General features: G+C 58.0%; 20 protein-coding genes and 2 tRNA genes. 4 read left to right on the top strand and 18 right to left on the bottom strand.

What is annotated here, in order from left to right:
• Window positions 1–61 precede the first annotated feature (61 nt).
• The 8 genes from pstA to recJ all read right to left on the bottom strand — a co-directional run bounded on the left by pstA (window position 62) and on the right by recJ (window position 8681).
• Window positions 62–1312 carry a phosphate ABC transporter permease PstA gene (gene pstA, locus CP97_RS10570; RefSeq protein WP_048885912.1) on the bottom strand — a complete coding sequence of 417 codons (1251 nt, stop codon included), beginning with the start codon at window positions 1310–1312 and terminating at the stop codon, window positions 62–64.
• Complete coding sequence (gene pstC / locus CP97_RS10565; protein WP_048885911.1) at window positions 1305–2690, bottom strand: phosphate ABC transporter permease subunit PstC; 1386 nt, start codon at window positions 2688–2690, stop codon at window positions 1305–1307. The genes pstA and pstC overlap by 8 nt, the downstream gene beginning before the upstream one ends.
• Before the next feature lie 17 nt (window positions 2691–2707).
• Window positions 2708–3751 (bottom strand): substrate-binding domain-containing protein, encoded by a 1044-nt coding sequence (locus tag CP97_RS10560; protein WP_048885910.1) that lies wholly within the window; start codon window positions 3749–3751, stop codon window positions 2708–2710.
• 113 nt (window positions 3752–3864) lie between these two features.
• On the bottom strand, window positions 3865–5232 hold the full coding sequence (locus CP97_RS10555; protein WP_048885909.1) for an OprO/OprP family phosphate-selective porin: 1368 nt from the start codon (window positions 5230–5232) through the stop codon (window positions 3865–3867).
• A 125-nt stretch (window positions 5233–5357) separates the two neighbouring features.
• Window positions 5358–6566 (bottom strand): sensor histidine kinase, encoded by a 1209-nt coding sequence (locus CP97_RS10550; protein WP_048885908.1) that lies wholly within the window; start codon window positions 6564–6566, stop codon window positions 5358–5360.
• Window positions 6567–6625: 59 nt separating this feature from the next.
• Window positions 6626–6700: transfer RNA gene (locus CP97_RS10545), tRNA-Glu, on the bottom strand.
• A 45-nt stretch (window positions 6701–6745) separates the two neighbouring features.
• Window positions 6746–6820, bottom strand: a tRNA-Glu gene (locus CP97_RS10540).
• A gap of 79 nt (window positions 6821–6899) precedes the next feature.
• The gene (recJ, locus tag CP97_RS10535) at window positions 6900–8681 is read right to left on the bottom strand and encodes a single-stranded-DNA-specific exonuclease RecJ (protein WP_048885907.1); all 1782 of its coding nucleotides are present in this window, start codon (window positions 8679–8681) and stop codon (window positions 6900–6902) included.
• Window positions 8682–9024: 343 nt separating this feature from the next.
• Between recJ and CP97_RS10530 the strand changes: the two genes are divergently transcribed.
• Together CP97_RS10530 and CP97_RS10525 are read left to right on the top strand one after the other, a co-directional pair.
• Entirely contained in the window at window positions 9025–9642 is a 618-nt protein-coding gene (locus tag CP97_RS10530) for a hypothetical protein (RefSeq protein WP_048885906.1), read from the top strand.
• 26 nt (window positions 9643–9668) lie between these two features.
• A complete protein-coding gene (locus CP97_RS10525; protein WP_227819581.1) occupies window positions 9669–10187 on the top strand; it encodes an AHH domain-containing protein in 519 nt (172 codons plus the stop codon).
• On the opposite strand, the gene CP97_RS10520 is transcribed toward CP97_RS10525, so the two are convergent.
• From CP97_RS10520 to miaA, 7 genes are all read right to left on the bottom strand, one after another.
• Entirely contained in the window at window positions 10188–10895 is a 708-nt protein-coding gene (locus CP97_RS10520; RefSeq protein WP_048885905.1) for a PAS domain-containing protein, read from the bottom strand. It lies immediately after the preceding gene.
• 83 nt (window positions 10896–10978) lie between these two features.
• The gene (gene leuA, locus CP97_RS10515) at window positions 10979–12676 is read right to left on the bottom strand and encodes a 2-isopropylmalate synthase (protein WP_048886931.1); all 1698 of its coding nucleotides are present in this window, start codon (window positions 12674–12676) and stop codon (window positions 10979–10981) included.
• Between the two features lie 314 nt (window positions 12677–12990).
• Window positions 12991–14010, bottom strand: a complete 1020-nt coding sequence (ilvC, locus tag CP97_RS10510; protein WP_048885904.1) for a ketol-acid reductoisomerase — start codon at window positions 14008–14010, stop codon at window positions 12991–12993.
• A 176-nt stretch (window positions 14011–14186) separates the two neighbouring features.
• On the bottom strand, window positions 14187–14426 hold the full coding sequence (locus CP97_RS10505) for a hypothetical protein (protein ID WP_048885903.1): 240 nt from the start codon (window positions 14424–14426) through the stop codon (window positions 14187–14189).
• Entirely contained in the window at window positions 14426–14941 is a 516-nt protein-coding gene (gene ilvN, locus CP97_RS10500) for an acetolactate synthase small subunit (protein WP_048885902.1), read from the bottom strand. The genes CP97_RS10505 and ilvN overlap by 1 nt, the downstream gene beginning before the upstream one ends.
• A 12-nt stretch (window positions 14942–14953) precedes the next feature.
• Window positions 14954–16696, bottom strand: a complete 1743-nt coding sequence (ilvB, locus tag CP97_RS10495) for a biosynthetic-type acetolactate synthase large subunit (RefSeq protein ID WP_048885901.1) — start codon at window positions 16694–16696, stop codon at window positions 14954–14956.
• 154 nt (window positions 16697–16850) lie between these two features.
• On the bottom strand, window positions 16851–17810 hold the full coding sequence (gene miaA, locus CP97_RS10490; RefSeq protein ID WP_048886930.1) for a tRNA (adenosine(37)-N6)-dimethylallyltransferase MiaA: 960 nt from the start codon (window positions 17808–17810) through the stop codon (window positions 16851–16853).
• Here miaA and serB point away from each other — a divergent pair.
• The gene (gene serB / locus CP97_RS10485) at window positions 17803–18684 is read left to right on the top strand and encodes a phosphoserine phosphatase SerB (protein WP_048885900.1); all 882 of its coding nucleotides are present in this window, start codon (window positions 17803–17805) and stop codon (window positions 18682–18684) included. The two genes, miaA and serB, sit on opposite strands and share 8 nt — an antisense overlap.
• Entirely contained in the window at window positions 18684–19103 is a 420-nt protein-coding gene (locus CP97_RS10480; protein WP_063612531.1) for a PaaI family thioesterase, read from the top strand. The genes serB and CP97_RS10480 overlap by 1 nt, the downstream gene beginning before the upstream one ends.
• 3 nt (window positions 19104–19106) lie before the next feature.
• Here the strand turns inward: CP97_RS10480 and CP97_RS10475 are convergent, their stop codons facing one another.
• The 3 genes from CP97_RS10475 to purL are packed head-to-tail and all read right to left on the bottom strand — an operon-like array spanning window position 19107 to window position 22431.
• Window positions 19107–19793, bottom strand: coding sequence for a nitroreductase family protein (locus tag CP97_RS10475; RefSeq protein ID WP_048885898.1), 687 nt, complete (start codon window positions 19791–19793; stop codon window positions 19107–19109).
• A complete protein-coding gene (locus CP97_RS10470) occupies window positions 19790–20197 on the bottom strand; it encodes a DUF3052 family protein (protein ID WP_048886929.1) in 408 nt (135 codons plus the stop codon). The genes CP97_RS10475 and CP97_RS10470 overlap by 4 nt, the downstream gene beginning before the upstream one ends.
• Window positions 20197–22431 (bottom strand): phosphoribosylformylglycinamidine synthase subunit PurL, encoded by a 2235-nt coding sequence (gene purL / locus CP97_RS10465; protein ID WP_048885897.1) that lies wholly within the window; start codon window positions 22429–22431, stop codon window positions 20197–20199. The genes CP97_RS10470 and purL overlap by 1 nt, the downstream gene beginning before the upstream one ends.
• Between the last annotated feature and the right edge of the window lie 142 nt (window positions 22432–22573).

Raw genomic sequence — 22573 nt, 5'->3', positions numbered from 1 at the left:
CCATGCGCGGCGATATCGATGGGTGGGGGGACGGGAGAGGAGGTCTGGGCAGTTTCTTGCATTACCATTTCTTTTCGAAGCGGTTGCGCAGATATATGGCAATGCCATTCATCAGCAATAGGAATACCAATAGCACAATAATCGCGGCACTGGTGCGTTCCACGAATCCACGGTCAATTTCGTCCGACCACAGGAAGATCTGCATCGGCAATACCGTGGCATTATCGGTAAAACCCGATGGCGGCGTGGCAACAAAGGCGCGCATGCCGATCAGCAGCAGCGGTGCGGTTTCACCCAGAGCGCGCGCCATGCCAATGATCGTGCCGGTGAGGATGCCGGGCAAAGCCAGCGGCAGGACATGGTGGAACACGACCTGCACGGGAGAAGCCCCGACGGCGAGCGCGCCGTTACGGATCGACGGCGGCACTGCCTTGATGGCATTACGGCCCGAAATCACGATCACCGGCATTGTCATCAGGGCCAATGTCATACCCCCGATGAGAGGAGCCGAGCGAAAGCTTGGAAAAATAGCGAGAAACACCGCCATGCCCAGCAAACCGAAAATAATGGAGGGGACCGCAGCCAGATTGTTTATCGAAACCTCTATCACGTCGGTCCAGCGGTTCTTGGGTGCATATTCTTCCAGATAGAGCGCGGCCAGAACACCGATTGGGAAGGCCAGCAGCAATGTGACGAGCATCGTCAGCATCGAGCCCTTCAGCGCGCCCCATATACCCACAAGTTGCGGATCGGTCGCATCGGCGCGGGAAAGAAAGCCGACATCGAATCTGTCCGCCAAAACGCCGCGTTCTTCCAGATCCTTCGCAAGCGGTTGCAGATCGGTCTGCCCGTCTCCGGCAAAGGCGCTGGCAAGGCTCTCGCTTGCAGGCAGCCAGATTTCCTCCTGCCGCTGGAGCATGCCCGGTTCTTCATAGATGTCATGCGCGACAAGACGCCATGCCTCGCTGTTGAGGTGCTGGGCGGCGTCTTCACCAAGCGCCTCTTCAGCGCTGAACTGGACAACTTCGCGCAGCCCTTGTCCGCTCAGCCTTCGTTCCGCCTCGGTTTGATCCTCTACGGCGCCATTGAGCGAAAGGCCCATCGCGGGAAAATCAATCGGCACTTTCAATTCTGCGCGCTGGAAACCGCCAATGCCATTGATGGTCATCGTGGCCAGCAGGAATAGCAGGACTGCGATCGAGAACACGATTGCCGACAGGCCCAGCATCTTGAACCGCTTTTCCGCGGCATAACGCTTTTTCAGCCGCGCTTCGAAAGCTTTCGTGCGGGTAGGGGGGAGCGTCTCATTCATAGGCTTCGCGGAACCTCTTGACGACGCGCAGGGCAATGAAGTTGAGCGCCAGCGTGACCATGAACAGCACAAAGCCAAGCGCGAATGCGGCCAGTGTGGCGGGGTGATCGAAGCTGCCTTCACCGGTAAGGAGAGCCACGATCTGCACGGTTACGGTGGTCATGGATTCAAGCGGATTGGCAGAAAGGTTCGCGGCAGTGGATGCGGCCATCACCACGATCATGGTTTCCCCGATCGCACGGCTGATTGCCAGCATAATGCCGCCGACGATGCCGGGCAGCGCGGCAGGCACGATGACGCGGCGGATCGTTTCATTTGTGGTTGCGCCCATCGCCAGCGATCCATCGCGCATGGCCTGTGGCACGGCTGCAATGGAATCATCGGCCATCGAGGATACGAAGGGGATGATCATCACACCCATCACAAGGCCCGCGGCAAGCGCGCTCTCGCTGGAGGCATTGGCATAGCCGAGTGAAATGGCGAGATCGCGTATTGCAGGCGCAATGGTCAGTGCCGCGAAATAGCCATAGACCACGGTCGGCACGCCAGCGAGAATTTCGAGAGCGGGCTTTACCCATTTGCGCAAAGTGCGGCTGGAATATTGGGTCAGGTAGATCGCGCTCATCATGCCTAGCGGAATGGCGATGATCATGGCGATGATCGCGCCTATGAACAGCGTGCCCCAGAACAGCGGAATGGCGCCGTAGCGATCCCCGTCGGGACTGGAGGAGGTGCTCATCGGATCAGGGTTCCACTGCGCCCCGAACAGGAAATCTATCGGAGAAACCATGCCGAAGAAGCGGATCGTTTCAAACACGAGGGTGACGAAGATGCCCAGCGTCGTGAGAATGGCGACAAGCGATGCGATCAGCAGTGCGGCGAGCACCAGCCTTTCAACCCTTGTTCGCGCAGTAAAATCAGGCTTGAGACGAAGGAAGGCCCAGGCCGCGCCCGCACCTGCAATCAGCAATCCGATCAGCGCGCCAATGATGTTGTAGCGCGACATGGCCTGCCGGAACGGTTCGGCAAGCGCATAGGATTCCTCATTCAGGACGCGCACCGCATCGCCAGTGGCGATATTGCGCGCTTCAATCAGCATCGCATCGCGGCGCAGGCCGAAATCCGGTAATGCTTGCGCCTCCGGACTGGCGAGAACGTGTGACAGGACAAGCTGCCCGGAAACGCCGGTCCATATAAGGAACCAGAGCAGCAAGGGGACGGCGATCCACAACGCCGCATACCAGCCATGATAGGCGGGAAGGGCGGCGATGCGTCCGTGCGGGGCAGCGCGTTTGAAAGTCCACGCACGCGCCCGGGCCACCAGCCAACCGGCAAGCCCGAGCCCAAGAGCCAGGATAAACGGAATGACTGGTGACATTGGTTGCGGTCAGGCCTCTATTTCAGGTCTTCAGCGGTCAGCACCGGCATTTCGGTAGTTGCTGCCGCCATCCGGTCCATGACCTCGCCGCGATTCGCCACGAGGCCGATTTGGGCCAGTGAACCGTCTTGACCCCAGTTTGCAACCCAAGTGGTCAAGAATTCCTCGATCCCGGGGATGATGCCAACATGTGCTTTCTTCAAATACAAATAAAGCGGCCGAGCACCGGGGTAGGCGAAGCTGGAGATATTGTCATATGTCGGTTGCACGCCATTCATGGAAAGGCCCTGCACACGGTCTGCATTAGCTTCAAGATAGGAATAGCCGAACACGCCGACAGCGTTGGGATTGCCTTCGATCTTTTGCACGATCAGATTATCCTGCTCGCCCTGATCGACATAGGCACCATCAGAACGCACTTCGGTGCAGATACGGTCGTGGCGTTCCTCGTCGGCTTCCTTGATCGCAGCCATATCCGCATTCGCATCGCAGCCGACCTCTAATACCAGCTCAGCCAGCGCATCGCGGGTGCCGGATGTGGAAGGCGGGCCGTAAACGAGGATCGGCAGATCGGGCAACGAAGGGTCGACATCGTTCCAATTGGTCGCCGTCTGCTCCTCACCATAGGGATTGGCGGCCAGTGCGCGATAAACCAGCTCAGGGGTCAGAGCCATGTCGATGCCACCTTGTGCGCTGGCGAAAGCAATGCCGTCCATGCCGACTTGTATCTCGACGATTTCGGTTACGCCATTTTCCGCGCAAGTTTCAAATTCGCCGAGCTTCATGCGGCGGGATGCATTGGCAAAATCAGGCGTGTTGAACCCGATCCCGGAGCAGAAGGTGGCGATACCGCCGCCGGTGCCGATTGATTCAATATTGGCCGCTGGAAATTCGGGGTATTCGCGCGAGAAAGTTTCGGAAACGGTGCGGGCGAAAGGATATACAGTGGACGAGCCGACTGCGTGGATAGCGTCACGGCTGTCACCACTGCCGCCCTGGGAGCCGCAGGCAGTCAGGCTGGTCGCGGCAAGCGCGAGAACGATAAGTGAAAGCTTCTTCATAGTTTGATCCCATTGGGTTGGCGTTCAATTAGTGGCCCTCTATTACCATGATGCGACAGATTTGCGTCACATAGCGGTCTTATTTCAAGGGTCGGGAGAGCTTTTTGCTGCGCCTAGAAATCGAATTCGGCACGGACCCCTAAAGCATCTGCACTATATTCGCGTGATCCGCCGGGCAGCGTCAGCACGGCATCGTCATATTCAAGCTTGCCATAATTTAACTGGAAGCGCGTGTAATCGGTGGTGGTCCAGATAAGCGAGGCTAGGAAACCGTTTTGCTGTCCGCCTGCGATCCCACCAGTGGCCACGTCGCCATCGTTGAGATCAAGATAATCGTAGCGCAAATTGACCTGCACAGAACCGATACCGCCTTCACCCACAGGGTTTGCAGGGCGGGTACGATTGAAACGGCCGCCCTTGTACCCACGGCTGTCACGCGGCGTGAGGAAGAAGCCTGCTTCCACATATCCGCCGTGGAACACCACGTCATCCAAGCCTGAACCGCGGGAAACGTCCTGGCGGTAGGCTTCTGCGGCAAAATGCAACGGCCCACGGATGGCGGCAAATTCTAGTCCGGCACCAAATTCGCTTGTCGCACCGATATTGCCGGTATTGATCAGCCGTTCGGAGGTGAAATGCACCAGCGGGCGTTGACGGTAGCGGACCGACGAATCACTCTCCAGTTCACGGTAATGAAGCGATCCGCCAATATGCAGCTGAGCATCGCCCAGTTCAGGGAAAAAGACCGCGCGCCCATCAATGCTCCAGCTATCGTCGGGCAGCGTGTCTATGTTGGATGTGAAGACACCAGCCTGCACGAGAACATCGCCCGTGCCATATTGTGCAGACAGGCCAAGGCGGCGATCAAAACCGAATGCGTCGGTGAAAGCGGCCCGTTCGATGAAGGAAGTAAATCGGCTGCTGGTAAGTTCTTCCAGTGACTGGAAGGCATTTTGCTGGCCTATGCTCAATTCCGTCCCACCGGTTTCATAGCTCAGGATGGCATCGGTGATGGTCAATTCATTGCCGGCAAAATCCACTTCCATCTTATAGCCAAAGTCACCGGGGATATCCCCGGCAACACCAAGCCGCGCGCGCCGGATTTCCTGGCCAAACCCTTCATCGAGGCCAAGCGTGTTGGGGAGGGAGGTAGTTCCTGCATCCACCATCAGGCGGCCAAAGGGCTTGAATGTGATCCCGCTCGAAGTTTCAACTCCGGGGGTCGCAGCCATGCTGACCTGCACTGGCGGAGTGTGGGAGGGCGCTGCAGCAGCGTTGACCGGAGCCGCCTGCACGGGCTGCGCGGCCGCCTCCTCGTTTTCATCTTCCAGTTCATCGAGCCGGCTCGATAGTTCTGCCAATTGCGAGGTCAAATGGGCGACTTGAGCGCGCAGCGCCTCAACTTCGCTGTCCTGATCCTGCGCCATGACCGGAGTCGAAAGCGCCATCAGCGCAAGAGGAATGGGGGCAAAAGCTCGCATCGGCGGTCTTGTAATCCTTCGGTGTCCAAAATGTGACAACGGCCCCTAGAATTATGACATTACGGTTTTGTGACATCTCCGAGACACTGGTGGGTAACTTTATCGGATTGGACCTTGAGGATAGCCTATTGCGGGGTTTCCGACACGATCGGCAAACGCACAGTCACCGTTGTTCCCACGCCGATCTCGCTATCGATATCCAGTCTGCCACGGTGGCGCTCGACAATGTGTTTGACGATTGCCAGTCCCAGGCCGGTGCCGCCTTCGGCGCGGCTTCGGCCAGGATCGGTGCGATAGAAGCGGCGGGTCAGATAAGGCAGATGCTCGGCGGCGATACCTTCCCCGCGATCCACAATGCGCAAAACCGCCATTTGCCGCTCACCCTGCGTGAGATCTACCGTCACCGATTGGTCCGCATCACCATATTTCAGAGCATTATCGACCAGATTGCGGACAAGCTGTTCAAGTTGGTTGCGATCTCCACGAACGGGAATGTTGCTCGCTGCAATGTCCATTTCGAGGCGCGCTATGCGATCTGGCCCGGTGCCATCCTTTGCTGCCTGTGCAACCAGCTTCTGCAGTTCCAGCACCTTTCGGGGCTGGTCATGCTTTTCAGCCTCTACTCTGCTGAGCGACATCAGATCGTCTATCAGGGATTTGAGACGCCGCGATTCGCGCAGAACAGTCGAGTAGAACTTTTGCGCCTGCTTGGGCTCAATATCCGCGCCTTCTTCTTCCAGCGTTTCCATATAGCCAATGATGGAAGCCAGCGGCGTGCGCAATTCATGGCTCGCATTAGCCACGAAATCGGTGTGCGCGCGGCTGATATCTGCTTCTGTTGTGCGGTTGATAAGCTCCACCAGACTATATCTGTCATCGATACGCTGGCGCGACATCTGCCAATTGCTCTTGGGTCCTGTCAGCCCTTGCACCGTGGCCGAACCGCCCTCGGGGCGCGAAAGAAGATCGATGGCGGCAGGATGGCGTAGGGCGACACGCGCATCCTGGCCGATGACATGGCGACCGATTTCTTCGCGCGCCTGCGCATTGGCAACGATGATGCGATTGTTATCCAGCAGCAAGATAGGCAGGCCAGAGTTTTCCACCAGATCGCGCATACCCGAGCGGGTGATGGTCAATCCTTCGAACTGGGCGGGTGCGGCAGGCGGCGGGGGTGGGGCGGAAATCCAGAAAGTGGCGATCCACACTATCAGCACGACCGCTGTCAGCCACAGGTCCACCCCGGCAAACAGCAAAGCGATGCTGCAAGACACAGCGATGACTATCCCCGCAATGGGGGTGAAGCGCCCATCCATGGGCAAGCGCATAGCCATAGTTTTGTGACATTTGCCAGCATGCGCAAAAATTTAGTTTGGAAGACTACGGACCGCGGTGGTGACCCCTACGGGAATCGAACCCGTGTTTCAGCCGTGAGAGGGCCGCGTCCTAACCGCTAGACGAAGGGGCCTTAAGCCGATGCATTTTCGGATGAGCGCCCGAAGCGCGCCACCGCTGGTGACCCCTACGGGAATCGAACCCGTGTTTCAGCCGTGAAAGGGCCGCGTCCTAACCGCTAGACGAAGGGGCCGTTAGCGTTGGAGCGGCGCACTTAGGGGGGCTGCGCTTTGCGGTCAAGCCTGACTTTGGTGATATTTCGGAAAGCTGCCTCAATCAGCCCAGGCTGCATCCTCCAAATGCAGTTCCGCAGCCGGGCGGCTGCCCCAATCATCAATCTTTGCGCGGCCCGCCAGCCACAGCTTGCGTCCCCTTGTTCCGTGGAGCAGTGCTTGCCCCATATCGCTGGGAGCGGCACGAAAGGCGATCGCCTTGAAGCGCGCTCCATCCTGACCAGCGGCGATCAGACGCAAATGATCATTTCCCACAATATCGGCCTTCACCAGTGTGACCGGGCCAATGGCAACACGCGGGCCTGGCCAGCCCACGCCATAGGGGCCAGCTTCATCAAGCGTTTTCACCAGTTCTGGCGTTAATCCACCAGGTGCCAGTGCAAGGTCGAGCAGGATCTGTTGTTCTGCAGTGGCGCGCGATACCGGGCCAGCGAGCCTGTCCCCGATCCATTCTGCAAAAGCATCGAGCTTGTCGGCGGCGATGGTAAGGCCCGCTGCCATCGCATGGCCACCACCCTTTACCAACAGGCCCGCATCGGTGGCGCCAATGATGGCTGCACCAAGGTCGACACCTGCAATCGAGCGTCCCGAGCCCTTGCCTTCCCCAGTTTCGCTATCCAGTGCGATGACAATGCTGGGTTTGCCCGATTTTTCCTTGATACGCCCCGCGACGATACCGATGACGCCCGGATGCCAGCCTTCACCGGCACAGATAACCACCGGGCGATTGTGCTGGGAGGCAAGCTGTTCTTCCGCCGCTTCCTGGACAGCGACTTCGATGGCGCGGCGCTCGTCATTGAGAGCAGAGAGTTGTTCGGCGATGGCACGCGCCTCGTCAGGGTCCTCGGTCGTCAGCAGGCGCACACCAAGCGTCGCCTCGCCCACGCGACCGCCGGCATTGATGCGCGGGCCAAGGGCGAAGCCGCAATCGCTGGCAGCTGGGGCCGATTTCAGCCGGCTCGCATCGATCAGCGCCGCCATGCCAATATTGGCGCGTCTCGCCATTATTTTGAGCCCCTGCGCCACGAATGCCCGGTTCAGGCCGCGGATCGAAGCGACATCGGCTACCGTGCCAAGCGCGACAAGATCGAGCAACGAGATGAGGTCAGGTTCAGCGCGGGTTTCAAAAAAGCCACGCTGGCGCAGCGTGCGCGTGATCGCAACGGCCAGCAGGAAGGCAACGCCCACCGCGGCCAGATGGCCGTGATCCGCGCCAAGATCGCTTTCGTCGAGGCGATTGGGGTTCACCATGGCAAAGCTGCGCGGCAATTCAGGAGAACATTTGTGGTGATCGACCACGATCACGTCGATCCCCGCATCATATGCCATGCCCAGCGCTTCATGCGCCATCGCGCCGCAATCGACGGTGACGATCAGGCTTGATCCGTCCTGGCCAATGCGCAGCAGTGCTTCACCACTGGGGCCATAACCTTCCAGCAGACGATCGGGGATGTAATGGCGCGCATCATGGCCAAACATGCGCAGCAGGCGAATGAGAAGTGCTGAACTGGTCGCACCGTCGACATCATAATCGCCATAAACCGTAACTGTTTCGTTTCCGATCACAGCCTCCGCAAGGCGTTCAGCGGCGCGGTCCATATCTGCAAAGACGGAAGGATCCGGCAGGAAGGCGCGCAGGCTTGGCGCGCGATGCATTTCAATGTTCTCACGCGCAACGCCGCGTGACAGCAGCAATTGGGTGATTATATCTTCGTCCAATGTGCCCACACCGGCGCCCAGATCCATATTGCCGCCCCGCCAGCGCCAGCGTTTTCCCGATAGCGAGTGTTCAATTCCAAGGACGGCAATGTTGGTGGTCATGCCCGATGGCCTATCGCGCCAGTTGATTCCTGCAAAGGTTTGTGTGCCAAATCTCGACAGGAATTCGTACTCAGCCTGAAATTGACAGGCTGGTATGTAGATAAGAACCATGATGGTGCGGGTTCGACTCGACGGCGATGGTTTTTGAAGCCATCATCAAAAAAGGAACAAGAAAGGGTTAAATTCCATCGCGAGCGCGCAACACCTTGATTCGCAAAGTCTTGTTTCAAGTGTATCGCTGCTCTTTCGAGCAGGGGAGAGGCCCCGTGCGCAGGATGTTCGTGAACTGGCGCACGAAAGTGGGCAATTTTCGCTGAGCATTGACCCTGCGAAAGAAGGAGGCGTGGATGAGGGCTGGCTTGAGCTGCTGGCCACCGGCTTGACGTTCGATCTTACGGGCCTTTCCCCGCATAAAGCGCACCCCGTTCCTGCCAGTGTGCATAGTTTTGCATGTGCGCGCGATTTCGATCAGTCAGAGCTGGAAGCTATTACGCTGTCCCCGGGGCCGCATCTTGCGTCGTCGGGTGTCATCATGTTTCCGGTGGTGCGCTGCCTGGCATTGCTAGCGGCACAATTGACGCAGCTTTCAGGCGTGCAAGCAGTTGCATGGCATCCGGCAAGGGCAATTAGCGCGCCCGATTACTTCCGGCGGGGCGTGTTTGGCTGGGTTGACGGCGGGGCATTCCCTGGACTTGGGCTGACCGCACTTGTCACCAATCCCGACGGCAGTCTGCAAAGTGAAGGGCTGGACATATTCACCGGTCAGGAATTGCTGCTTCCAGCAGAAATGTGCGCAGACCGATCACAGGCTGCAAAAATCGCGCTGCGTCTGCTGAACTGGCTTGTCGAACATGGCCGGATCGGACAGACATTCGCTTTCACCGGACCTGACGGAGAGCCTTTAGTGCTTGAACCTCAAGGCGAAACCGGCTTCCTGCATCTGTGGAGGGGCGCAACCTAGTCACATTCGCTGATGAGGCGGAGGTCTTGCATGTCACCGTTAGGCGGCGGCTGCCCTTTCGCGCAGTCAATCGGCCCGATATGCCAGGCTATCGCAAGGACATGCAACGTCACCATCTGCTGCCCCGGCAAGTGCTGCGAGCCAAGTGTTTCAACGCCATGTTCACGGCCATCGGATGCGAACGCATCGGCTTTGAAGACTTTCGGGCCAATGGCCTGCTCCTCCCTGCCAGCGCCGATGCGGTTTTGGCAACGGGTCTGCCGCTTCATCGCGGCCCGCACCGTATATACAATGATCTCGTTGCCGAGAGGGTAGGGCAGATGGAGGCGCATTGGCGTGGGGCCAGCATTCGAACGCCAACGCTTGCGCGCGAAGATACATTGCTGCGCATCGATCTATTGCAAAGGGCACTTCGCAGACGACTGATGCAAGGCGAGAAGCGGGGATTTACGCTCAATCGTTTCGATCCTTTTCGCGCGGGGGTAGATTTTACCGAGCTGGACGCGATGGCGGATGTATTATGGTCGGCAAGCGCAGATGATTGATTAGTTTAGAGAAGCGACACCGCGTGTTGAAGAGACTCTTTCGAGGAATCCCTTCATTGTCTGGCCCGCATCGGCGATAAGTTGCACCTGAGCTTGGATATTTTTGTCACGATTATCGGCCAGCACAAGCTCTGCCAGGCCGATCACGCCGTTCAATGGTGCTGCCAGTTCATGCCCGATGCTGGCAAGCGCCGTTTTGGCGGCGCACGCCTCCGCCCGCAGGCCTTCGCATGCCTCCCCAAGAACCACTTCGCGTTGCTTTGCTGTGTCGATGTCGATGACGAGACAGGTATAGACCACAGGCCCGCCATTCCGTCTCGGATGGGGGTTGCCAAGGAACAATGCCCAAGGGGCGCTGCCATCGGGCCTGAACAAGCGCAGTTCCGCACGAAAACCCGATTCGCTGGCGACTGCCTTTTGCCACGCTGCCTTGCCTTGCTCCTGATCGTCAGGGTGCAATGCATCGGCCCAGCTCCATGATGGGCCTTTCGTGTCTTCGAACGCCACCAAATCCTGCCACACTGAATTGGAATGGATGACCGCGCCATCCATCCCCGCCTGCCACAACGCTATACCCTGCAAGTCGAGCGGCTGATCGGTATAGGCACTCTCCCGCCCCGATTTGATCATGGCACGGGCGCAAAGCGAGATGGCGCAAATGGCGAGAAGGATGAGCGCAATGAGGGTAACGGCAACAGGCAATGTCATGGCTGACGCAATAGCGTGCGATGGCTATCGTCCGCCCAAGACGACTATTCGCAATAACCCCTATTAATGCACCATCCAGCCGATCAGAAGTGCGGAGTTCCCGGACCATGAGATACGCTGTTTGCCGCACTCAGCAACGCGCGAATGCCAGCCGTGGCTACATCGACATCCAGCCCGACGCCCCAGCCCGTGGTACCGTCCGGCTTAGCCCATTCGATATAGGCGGCCGCCCGCGCATCGACACCGCTTCCCAGCGCATGTTCCGAATAATCGGTGACTTCGAAATCCAGCCCGAACGTTTCGCGCATGGTCGCCGCGACCGAAGATATCAGTCCATTACCACGTCCCGAAACGCGCTGCTCCTCGCCATTCACCTCAACAGTGCCGGTGAAGATGCGCGTTCCATCGCTGGCGCGGCTTTCCTCGTAGTCAATCAGGCGAAAGCGCCGCTGGTCGACATGCAGATAATAGGTATGGCGAAAGCACTGCCAGATGTCGTCGGCATCAAGCTCACGCCCCTTGTCGTCAGCCATGAATTGCACGTGTTTGGAGAAATCGGCCTGCAGGCGCTTGGGCAGTTTCAACCCCTGGCTCTGCTGCAAGACCCACGCAAATCCGCCCTTTCCGCTTTGTGAATTGACGCGGATCACGGCTTCATAATCGCGGCCCAGATCGGCCGGATCTATGGGAAGATAGGGAACGCGCCATAATTCATCATTGCGCTGTTCCTGCGCTTCAAAGCCCTTCTTGATCGCATCCTGATGGCTTCCGGAAAAAGCCGTGAATACCAGATCTCCGCCATAGGGGTGGCGCTGGTGGACTGGCAATTCATTGCAATATTCCACCGTTTCTATCACGCGATCGATATCGGAAAAATCAAGGCCGGGATCGATTCCTTGCGTATACATGTTGAGCGCTACGGTAACGAGGCAGCAATTACCGGTGCGCTCACCATTGCCGAAAAGACAGCCTTCAACGCGGTCGGCCCCGGCCATTATGCCCAATTCGGCTGCCGCAACGCCTGTGCCGCGATCATTATGCGTGTGCAGGCTGATTGCTGCTGCCTCGCGATTGGGAAGATTGCGGCAAAAAAATTCAATCTGGTCGGCATAGATATTGGGCGTCGCTGCCTCGACAGTGGCGGGCAGATTGAGGATGATTGGCCAGTCTTTTGTTGGGCCGACGATCTTCATCACCGCTTCACACACCTCCAGGCTGAAATCGAGTTCAGCGGTCGAGAATGTTTCAGGCGAATATTCGAAATGCCATTTAGTGTCGGGCCTTTTGGCTGCTTCATCCACCAGCATCTGCGCCCCGCTGATGGCGATGTTCTTTACATCCTCGCGGCTCATCCGGAACACGATTTCGCGCCATGCCGGGCTGACGGCATTGTAAAGATGCACAATGGCCGAATGCGCGCCGTCAAGACTTTCGAAACTGCGCTGGATCAGATCCGCGCGTGACTGGGTGAGCACCTGTATCACCACGTCTTCCGGCACCTTACCCGATTTCACCAGACCGCTTATGAAATCGAATTCCGTCTGGCCCGCTGCGGGAAAACCAACTTCGATTTCCTTCACGCCAATGTCCACCAGCAGATCAAAGAATCGGTTCTTTTTTGCCTGATCCATCGGATCGATGATCGACTGATTGCCATCGCGAAGATCGGTAGAAAGCCAGCGGGGCGGGGCAGTGATGACCTGGCTGGGCCATTGACGATCCGGCAATGGGACCTGCGGAAATGCGCGATATTTCGCACTGGGATTCGGAAGCATGGGCATGTTCTTGCAGCCTTGTTCGACTTCAGTGCGCACGGCAACAGGCCTTGCGCAAAATTCAACGTTGAGGATGAATGGCCCTTAGGCGAGTTCCCCGCTTGTGCGCAGGAAGAATGGCACGCCTAAGGGCGTGTTAGTCGAAGCAGGGTTAGGCAGTAGGCCTTGCTCATGACGTCGGATGCTAGTCTGGAAAAGTCCATAGGTCCAGTGTGGAAAAGGCTTCAACCGGTTTTTTTTCGCCAGGACGCGCCCTGATGACGCGCCTTTATATGGCCGGATCATCACCCGGATGGGGAGACCCGGCCAGTGCGCAATTGTCAGTTCTTGTCCTTGTCGACCAGCTTGTTCGCGGTGATCCACGGCATCATGGCCCGCAGCTGCGCACCAGTCTGTTCAATCGGATGTTCTTCCTGCCGCTTGCGCGCTGCCTTCATTTCCGGATTGCCGATAGCATTATCGAGCATGAAACGCTGTACGAACTTGCCGCGCTGAATATCGTCCAGGACGCGCTTCATTTCGGCTTTGGTTTCATCGGTGATGATGCGCGGACCCGTGTGATAATCACCATATTCCGCAGTGTTGCTGATCGAATAGCGCATGTTGGCAATGCCGCCTTCATACAGCAGATCAACGATTAGCTTGGTTTCATGCAGGCATTCAAAATAGGCCATTTCCGGCGCATATCCGGCTTCTACCAAGGTTTCGAACCCGGCCATGATAAGGTGGGTGACGCCGCCGCAAAGCACGGCCTGTTCGCCGAACAGATCGGTTTCGCATTCTTCTTTGAAATTGGTTTCGATTACGCCCGAGCGGCCACCGCCGACGCCGCTGGCATAGGCGAGGGCGACATCATGGGCATTGCCGGTCACATCCTGATGGACCGCGATGAGGCAAGGCACGCCGCCACCGCGCTGATATTCGCTGCGTACCGTATGGCCCGGACCCTTGGGTGCGATCATGATGACATCGATATCGTCGCGCGGTTCGATAAGGCCGAAATGGACATTGAGACCATGGGCAAAGGCGAGTGCGGAGCCCGGCTTCATATTGTCCTTGAGATCGGCAGCCCAAATGGATGCCTGATGTTCGTCTGGTGCCAGCACCATCAGAATGTCGGCGCGCTCTGCTGCCTCTTTGTTGCTCAACACTTCAAAGCCGGCAGCTTCTGCCTTCTTCGCTGTGGCAGAGCCATCGCGCAGGGCAATCGCTACATTTTTGACACCGCTGTCACGCAGGTTCTGTGCGTGGGCATGGCCCTGACTGCCATAGCCGAGCACGACGATCTGCTTGTCGGTGATAAGGTTGAGGTCGGCGTCGGCGTCGTAATAAACTTTCATGTGTCGTCCAATCAGATCTTAATCGCGTAGTGAGCGAGGAGCACAAGCCCCCCGATGAGAGTGATGAGTGGCCAGCCAATATGCTGTCCACGGGTGAGAATTGCGTCGGCCACGCCAGCAACGCCACGCCAGCAACAAGGTGCGCTGCGCCAATGCCGAAGATAAGCCATGGCGCATCAATATTGCCATATGCGGCAACGGCCAGCACTGCGGCTATGCCAAGCCACAGCATGGTGGTCCAGTGCCATGCAAGACGCGTGACCTGCCGTGTGAGAGAATGGCGTATCAATGGAATTTCGCTTGCCATAATCGGGGGTAATCAAACGCTTTTCGTCCAGCACAGAATGCACAATCGCGGTGATGGCGATCAGCGCGGCCGCCATTAGCTGCAGGAAAATTGCATCCAGATATTGCATCACGCGCCTTCTGCGCCGCGCATCATGCCGACGATGCCTGATCTGCCTACTTCAACAAGACCCAGCTCACGCATTAGCGAGATAAAACCGTCCACCTTGTCCTTCGCACCCGTCAGTTCGAATACAAAGCTTTCTGTCGTAGTGTCGACGACATTGGCGCGGAATACCCCAGCAATGCGCAACGCTTCCACCCGGTCCTCACCCTTGCCCTTGACCTTTATCAGTGCAAGCTCGCGTTCCACATGCGGGCCTTCTTCTGTAAGATCGATGACGCGGTGGACTGGGACGAGCCTTTCGAGCTGTGCCATGATCTGATCGATCACCTGCGGCGGACCGCCTGTGACGATAGTGATGCGGCTGATTGCGTGATCTTCCGAAATATCGGCCACGGTCAGGCTATCGATATTGTATCCGCGCGCCGTGAACAGGCCCGTGATCTTGGCGAGGATGCCCGGTTCATTGTCCACCGTTACGGTGAGAACATGCCTTTTGGCTTCGCGGTGTTCGATTTTCATACCCATCTTGCTCTACACCAAAGCCTTGGCTTCGTCAGCCATCGTGCCACCATGCTGATCACCGTGGAGCAGCATTTCGGTATGCGCCGCACCGCTGGGGATCATCGGGTAACAATTGGCGTTTTTCGCCACCTGGCAATCCACGATCACCGGCCCGTCATGCGCAAGCATCGCTTTAATTCCGGCATCGAGGCCTGCTTCCTCGGTAATGCGGATGCCTTTCCAGCCATAGCTTTCGGCCAGCCGGACGAAATCAGGCAAGCTGTCAGAATAGCTGTTCGAATAACGGCTCTCATAGGTCAGTTCCTGCCATTGGCGGACCATGCCCATATATCCATTATTGAGGATAAATATCTTGACCGGCAGGCGGAATTGGGACGCGGTGCCAAGTTCCTGAATGTTCATCTGGATGCTGGCTTCACCGGCAATATCGATTACCAATGAATCAGGATTGCCCAATTGTGCACCGATGGCGGCAGGCAGGCCATAGCCCATTGTGCCGAGCCCGCCGCTGGTGAGCCATTTGTTCGGGCCCATGAAACCAAAATGTTGCGCCGCCCACATCTGATGCTGCCCCACCTCTGTAGTGATGATGGGGTCGCGGTCTCTGGTCAGCGCGAACAGGCGTTCTATCGCCAATTGCGGCATGATGGCATCGCCGCTGGGCGGGTAGGCAAGGCTGTCACGCGCCTTCCAACCTGTGATGCGCGCTTTCCATTCACCAAGATCGCGCGGTTCGCGCTTGCCCCAGCATTCGATCATCTGTTCCAGAACCGCGCCACAATCCCCGACGATACCGAGATCGACAGGCACGACCTTGTTGATGCTCGAACGGTCAATATCGATATGGACCTTTGTCGAATCGGGAGAGAATGCGTCGAGCCGCCCGGTGACGCGATCATCAAAGCGCGCGCCGACGCAGATCATCACATCGCACTGGTTCATCGCCATATTGGCTTCAAACGTGCCGTGCATGCCGAGCATGCCCAGCCAGTCCGGATCATCCGCGGCAAATGCGCCCAATCCCATGAGTGTGGAGGTAACTGGCGCGCCGCTCAATTTTTGCAATTTACGCAATAATTCAGAGGCTTGGGGGCCAGAGTTGATAACGCCGCCTCCGGTGTAGAGAATGGGCCGCTCACCATTGCTGAGCAGGTCCACAACCTCGGCTATTTCTTCCGGCGCAGCCACGGTGCGCGGACAATATCGTTGGCGCCTCTGAGCTGGACCGTCGGCCATCATTGCAGTGGCGATCTGCACATTCTTGGGAATATCGATCACGACCGGACCGGGGCGACCGGTGGTGGCGATCTCAAAAGCTTCCTCGATCGTATGGGCGAGGTCTTCAGGGTCCTTGACGAGATAATTATGCTTGGAACAATGCCGTGTCAGGCCGACGGTATCGGCTTCCTGAAAGGCATCGGTGCCGATCAGATTGGTCGGCACCTGTCCGGTGATCACCACAAGCGGGATCGAATCCATAAAGGCATCGGCAATGCCGGTGATGGCATTGGTAGCGCCTGGGCCGGAGGTGACTAGGACAACGCCGGGCCTGCCGGTAGAGCGGGCATATCCTTCGGCTGCATGCGCCGCGCCCGCTTCATGCCGGACGAGAATATGGCGGACGCGATTGTCGGAAAACAATTCGTCGTAAATAGGCAGGACGGCACCGCCGGGATAGCCGAACACGAATTCGACACCCTGCCGCGCCAGGCTTTCGACCAGTATCGCAGCGCCGCTGCGTTCTTGGGACACCGTATTGCTCCTCAATCAACGTCTGACCCTGTTGGATCACTCTAGGCCCCCGTTCGGGAACCTGAAAAAAACGGACCCGGCAAGATTGCTCTCGCCGGGCCACACTCCACTTACCGAGGAGAGCACTAGGTAACATAAAATGTCTTGTCAACCGCTAATCAAGGAATAATGTTTCAATTTCATTGTCTAAATTGATATTTTCTGGTGCGAGACGTGGCCAATCTTCCGGGAGCTGGTTTCGCAGCCATGTGAACTGGCGCTTTGCATAATTGCGAGTCGCTTGCTGTGCGCGGACGATGGCATCTTCACGAGACCAATCCCCGCGCAGCCAGCCAGCAATTTCCGGCACACCTATCGCACGCATAACGGGCAGGTCCCGCGATAGTCCGCGCTTCATAAGCGCTTTCACCTCCTCCACCGCTCCGCCATCCAGCATGGCAATAAAGCGTTCGTCGCAGCGCGCGTATAAAGCCTCGCGGTCAGGCAGGAGGATCAGGGGGGCAATCTTTACCGAGCCGCCAATCCCGCCTTCGCGGTGCATTTGCCATTCGCCAAGCGTTCGCCCCGTGCTGCGAACCACTTCCAGCGCCCGCGCGATGCGCTGGCTGTCACGCTGGTTGAGCGCAGCTGCGCGGACGGGGTCTTCCAAGAGCAGGGCGGCATAAGCATCGGCTGCCGCCATTGCCCGCACGCTGGCGCGCAGATCGGGATGGATTTCGGGGATGGGTGCAATGCCATCGATAAGCGTGCGCAAGTAAAGGCCGGTGCCCCCCACCAGAATGGGGACAAGGCCCGCGGCATGTGCACCTTCTACCTCGCGCCGCGCAGCTATTGCCCAGTCGGCGGCAGAACACGCGGTTTTGCCGTCCCAGGCCCCGAACAGGCGATGGGGAATGCCGCGCATTTCTTCCTCGTCAGGGCGCGCAGATAGAACGCGCAGATCGGCATAGACCTGCGCGCTATCGGCATTGATGACGACCCCGCTACAACCCTTCTCATGCAATTGCAGCGCAAGTCGCACGGCGAGATCGCTCTTGCCGCTGGCGGTCGGCCCTGCAATGAGCGCGACCTGTTTTAATCGCGCCCCGTGCGCAGGAGTTTCCGCAATGCTCATTGCCCGGCTGATAGCAGAGCCATCCTTGATCGAGAAAGCCCTTGATACCTTGATCGCCACAGTGGCCAATACCGATGTTCCGGTCGCCCATGCCGCCATGCTCGATTTTTGCGGCGATGTTCTTCAGATCGAATCGCCGGGCGATGACATGGCCAGGTTCCGAATCGCGCTGGATGACCATTTCGGCCAAAGCGATACGATTATTGCGCGCGAACCGTTCCGCATACCCAATGTCTTCGTTTCGGACATGGATTCCACGATGATCGGTCAGGAATGTATTGACGAATTGGCCGATTACGCCGGCATGAAGCCACAGATTGCCGCAATCACCGAACGCGCCATGCAGGGCGAGCTCGATTTTGAAGGCGCACTGCGTGAGCGGGTGGCCTTGCTGGAAGGGCTTGATGAAAAAGCAATTACGCAATGCCTTGATGAACGCATCCGGCCTATGGATGGCGCGCGTGTTCTTGTGCAAACCTTGAAGGCCAGGGGCTGCCGCACGGCCTTGGTGACGGGCGGGTTCCACCATTTTGCAGATCCGGTGGCCCAGAACCTCGGCTTTGATCGCGTAGTGGGGAATTGCCTGGAAGTGGCAGACAGCAAGTTAACCGGCGGTCTTGTCGGGGAGATTACCGACAGTTCAACCAAACGCGCCGCGCTGGAACATGAACTGGCCGAGTTTGGCCCCAATGCTGTTGGAATGGCGGCCGGTGATGGCGCGAATGATATCCCCATGCTGGAACTTGCGCATTACGGCGTGGCCTACCGCGCGAAGCCCAAGGCGCGGCTTGCAGCCAATGGCTGGATTGACCGTGGCGATCTGACAAGCCTGCTCAGACTGTTGGAAATCCCAGAAGCGGAATGGGCGTCCTGATGAACACGATCCCCCAAGGCTTTGCCGAAATGGCCCCTTATGGTGCACTCCATGAATTGATCGGGCCGCTTTACCGATCAAAGCGCGGCCAGAATACCGTGGTTGGTATGCATTTTGAAAAAAAGCACTGCAACGCCATCGATACGCTTCATGGTGGCATGCTGATGTCGCTGATCGATACAGCACTTACGCTTGCTGCATTCGAGGCCGCACCCGAAGGGCAATATGCCGTTACGCAGGGATTAAGCGCCGATTTTCTGTCGCCTGCCCGAATAGGCGATTGGGTAGAGGCCGAGGTTGAAGTCCTGCGTGCGGGAAGGGTAGCAATCAGCCTTGACTGCCGCGTTCGGAAGGATGGTGGTGAAGGCAAGCTGCTCATGCGCGCAAGCGGCCTTTTTCACGTCGTGGCGCCCCGATAGGCGCTACAGCCAGCTCGCAATTTTTTCGAGCGGCTTCTTCTTCATCGCGTGATCGGGCACGCTGGCACCATTTGCCGGATGACCCGTCACAACGATCATCAGCGATTTTTCATTCGCCGGTCGACCACATACTTCGCGCAGGAAGCCCATGGGTGAAGGTGTATGCGTCAAAGTGGCAAGCCCCGCCGCGTGCAGCGTCGAAACAAGCATGCCGCAGGCGATGCCCACGCTTTCATTCACGTAATAATTCTGCGTTTGCCCGTCTTCCTCGATACCGCCGGTGCGCTGTGCAAAGCAGACGATCAGCCATGGCGCGGTTTCCAGAAACGGTTTGCTGGCATCGGTGCCGATGGGGGCGAGGGCATCCAGCCACGCCTCGCTGGCCTTGGGTTTTGCGCCTTCAGCACCGTAGAAACACCGTTCCTCTGCCTCTGCGGCCTCGCGTATGGCGCGTTTCGTTTCTGGTGAGGATATTGCGGCGAAATGCCACGGCTGGTGGTTTGCGCCGCTGGGCGCCGTTCCTGCTGCACGGATCGCAAATTCGATTACCTCACGCGGCACCGGTGCATCGCTAAAGGACCGGCAGGAATGGCGGTTACGTAATTCTTCGTATGCAGCACGGGTACGGGCCACACGTTCATCATCTGTCAGTTCGGGCAGGTCGGGGAAGGGATGCTGCCTTTCAGTCACCGCAATTCCTTGCGGACCACCAGTTTGATGCCTGACCAAATTTCATCGACGGCGCACGCCTTGGTATCGACGAGACCCAGGGGGAGGCATATCTCGCGAATGTTTTCCTCTGAGATATCGGTTGGCACAGCGGAGGGCGGTTTGGGCCAGCTGACCCAGATTTGACCATCGCCCGCAATCTGGCCGCGCAAACTGCTGAGCAGGGTGACGAGCTCAGCCTTCTGGGTTACGAAGATATGTGCCGCATCAATTCCCTCGGCGGGATCGGCTACGAATAGAAGATCCAGCGCATATTCACCGATCTCCTCTGCCACCGCATCAGGCATTTCGGAAAACCACACGCGCTGACCATCCCGCAAGTTCAGCTTCTTCGCCAGTGGAGTTTCGGAATGGCCTGTAGTCATCAGTTCTCCATCCACTCGGAGAAGAAGCTTAAATGGGCCGCGCGCAAATCTTCGATTGTTACGCCCAGAAGGCTGCTGCCACCTGTGGTGCCGATACGGGTGAAACCTACCGCTGCCGTTTCGTCATCCTCCGTGCCCTTAGCTAGCACCTGATTGAAAGCCTCGGTATCGGGTACAGTGACAAGGTAGCGGCCCTGGTCTTCGCCAAACCACCATTGCGCCTGAGTAAAGCCTTCACCGCCGGCCACTTCGGCGCCGATGCCCCCGGCGATCGCCATTTCGGCAAGTGCCACGGCAAGGCCGCCATCGGAAATATCGTGCACCGCGCTCACCAGACCTTCTGCGATGAGCTGGCGAACAATCCGTCCGGCAGCCTTTTCCAGTGTCAGGTCGGTAGGCGGAGTGCGCCCTTCATCACGCCCGTGAATTTCGCTGAGCCACAGCGATTTGCCCAGATGCGAACGTTCCGGATCGGGCGTAGCCCAAGCTTCGGGCGCGATGATGTAAATCGTCTCGCCCGCTGCCTTGAAAGGCATGGTCATCATCTTGGCGTAATCGTCGATCAGGCCAACCCCGCCGATAGCGGGTGTCGGGAGAATGGCCGAGCCGCCGCCCGTTGCCTTGCTTTCATTGTAAAGCGAAACATTGCCGCTCACGATCGGGAAATCGAGAGTGCGGCAGGCATCGCCCATGCCTTCCAGCGCGTGAACGAATTGCGCCATGATTTCTGGTCGCTGCGGGTTGGCGAAATTGAGGCAATTGGTCACTGCGAGAGGCCGAGCTCCTACTGCGCATAAATTGCGATAGGCCTCGGCAATCGCCTGCTTGCCGCCTTCATAGGGATTGGCATGCACATATCGCGGTGTGCAATCGGTGCTGATGGCAAGTGCCTTTCTGGTGCCATGAACCCGCACCACACCCGCATCGCCACCAGACTGGAGCGTATCTGCACCCACCTGGCTATCATATTGCTCAGCAATCCATTTGCGTGACGAGAGGTTGGGGGATGCAAGCAGCTTGAGAAGATCTGCGCCAGCATTTTGGGTATCGGGCCGCTGGGTCATGGGCTTGATACCGGCCCATGCCGTATATTCCTCTCTCGACAGATAGGGCCGGTCATATTCCGGGGCATCGGCAGCAAGCGGGCCAAGCGGGATGTCGCACACGACCTCACCATCGAATTCGAGCACCATGTGCCGTGTATCGGTGACTTCACCGATGACAGCGAAATCAAGCTCCCATTTGTGGAAGATCGCTTCGGCCATGGCTTCCTTGCCAGGTTCCAGCACCATGAGCATCCGCTCCTGGCTTTCGCTCAGCATCATCTCATAGGGCGTCATGCCGTCTTCGCGGCAGGGCACCTTGTTCATATCAAGACGGATGCCCGCCTTGCCATTGGTCGCCATTTCAACGCTGGAACTGGTGAGGCCGGCCGCGCCCATATCCTGGATCGCCACAATGGCATCAGTGGCCATCAGTTCAAGACATGCCTCGATCAGCAACTTTTCGGTGAAAGGATCGCCAACCTGCACGGTAGGCCGCTTGGCATCTGCATCTTCCTCGAAATCGGTGCTGGCCATCGTGGCACCGTGGATACCATCCCGCCCGGTCTTGGAGCCGACATAGACGATGGGATTGCCAACGCCTGTTGCCGCAGAATAGAATATCCTGCTGGCATCGGCCACGCCAACGGTCATCGCGTTGACGAGGATATTCCCATCATAGGCTGGATGAAAATTGGTTTCGCCGCACACGGTCGGCACGCCCACGCAATTGCCATAACCGCCAATGCCTGCGACCACGCCCTGGACCAGATGTTTCATCTTGGGATGATCGGGCCTTCCGAAACGCAAGGCATTGGCATTGGCAACCGGCCGGGCGCCCATGGTGAAAACATCGCGCAGGATACCGCCGACGCCCGTGGCCGCACCTTGATATGGTTCAATATAGGATGGGTGGTTGTGGCTCTCCATCTTGAAGATCGCCGCCTGGCCATCACCGATGTCGATGACGCCTGCATTCTCGCCCGGGCCACAGATAACCCACGGCGCTTCTGTGGGCAGTTTCTTGAGGTGCAGGCGCGAGCTCTTATAGCTGCAATGCTCCGACCACATGACTGAGAAGATGCCCAGCTCGACAAGATTGGGCTCACGCCCCAATGCATGGAGGACGCGCGCATATTCCTCATCGGAAAGACCATGCTGGGCGACGATGTCTGGAGTAATTTCGCTCATGCCACGCGCCTTAGCCCCGCCGTCGCGCAATCGCCAGCCCCGCGCTGGCGAGTTTTGCCCAATTCACCGCAGGAATATCGGCGAAAAACGTCGTCAATGCATATTGCTGTTGGGGAAGGCAGCTTGACCCTGCGCCGCTGCA

Source organism: Aurantiacibacter atlanticus (assembly GCF_001077815.2).
In the GTDB taxonomy this organism is placed as follows: Bacteria; Pseudomonadota; Alphaproteobacteria; order Sphingomonadales; family Sphingomonadaceae; genus Alteraurantiacibacter; species Alteraurantiacibacter atlanticus.
This window is presented reverse-complemented; position numbering and strand designations above follow the sequence as displayed.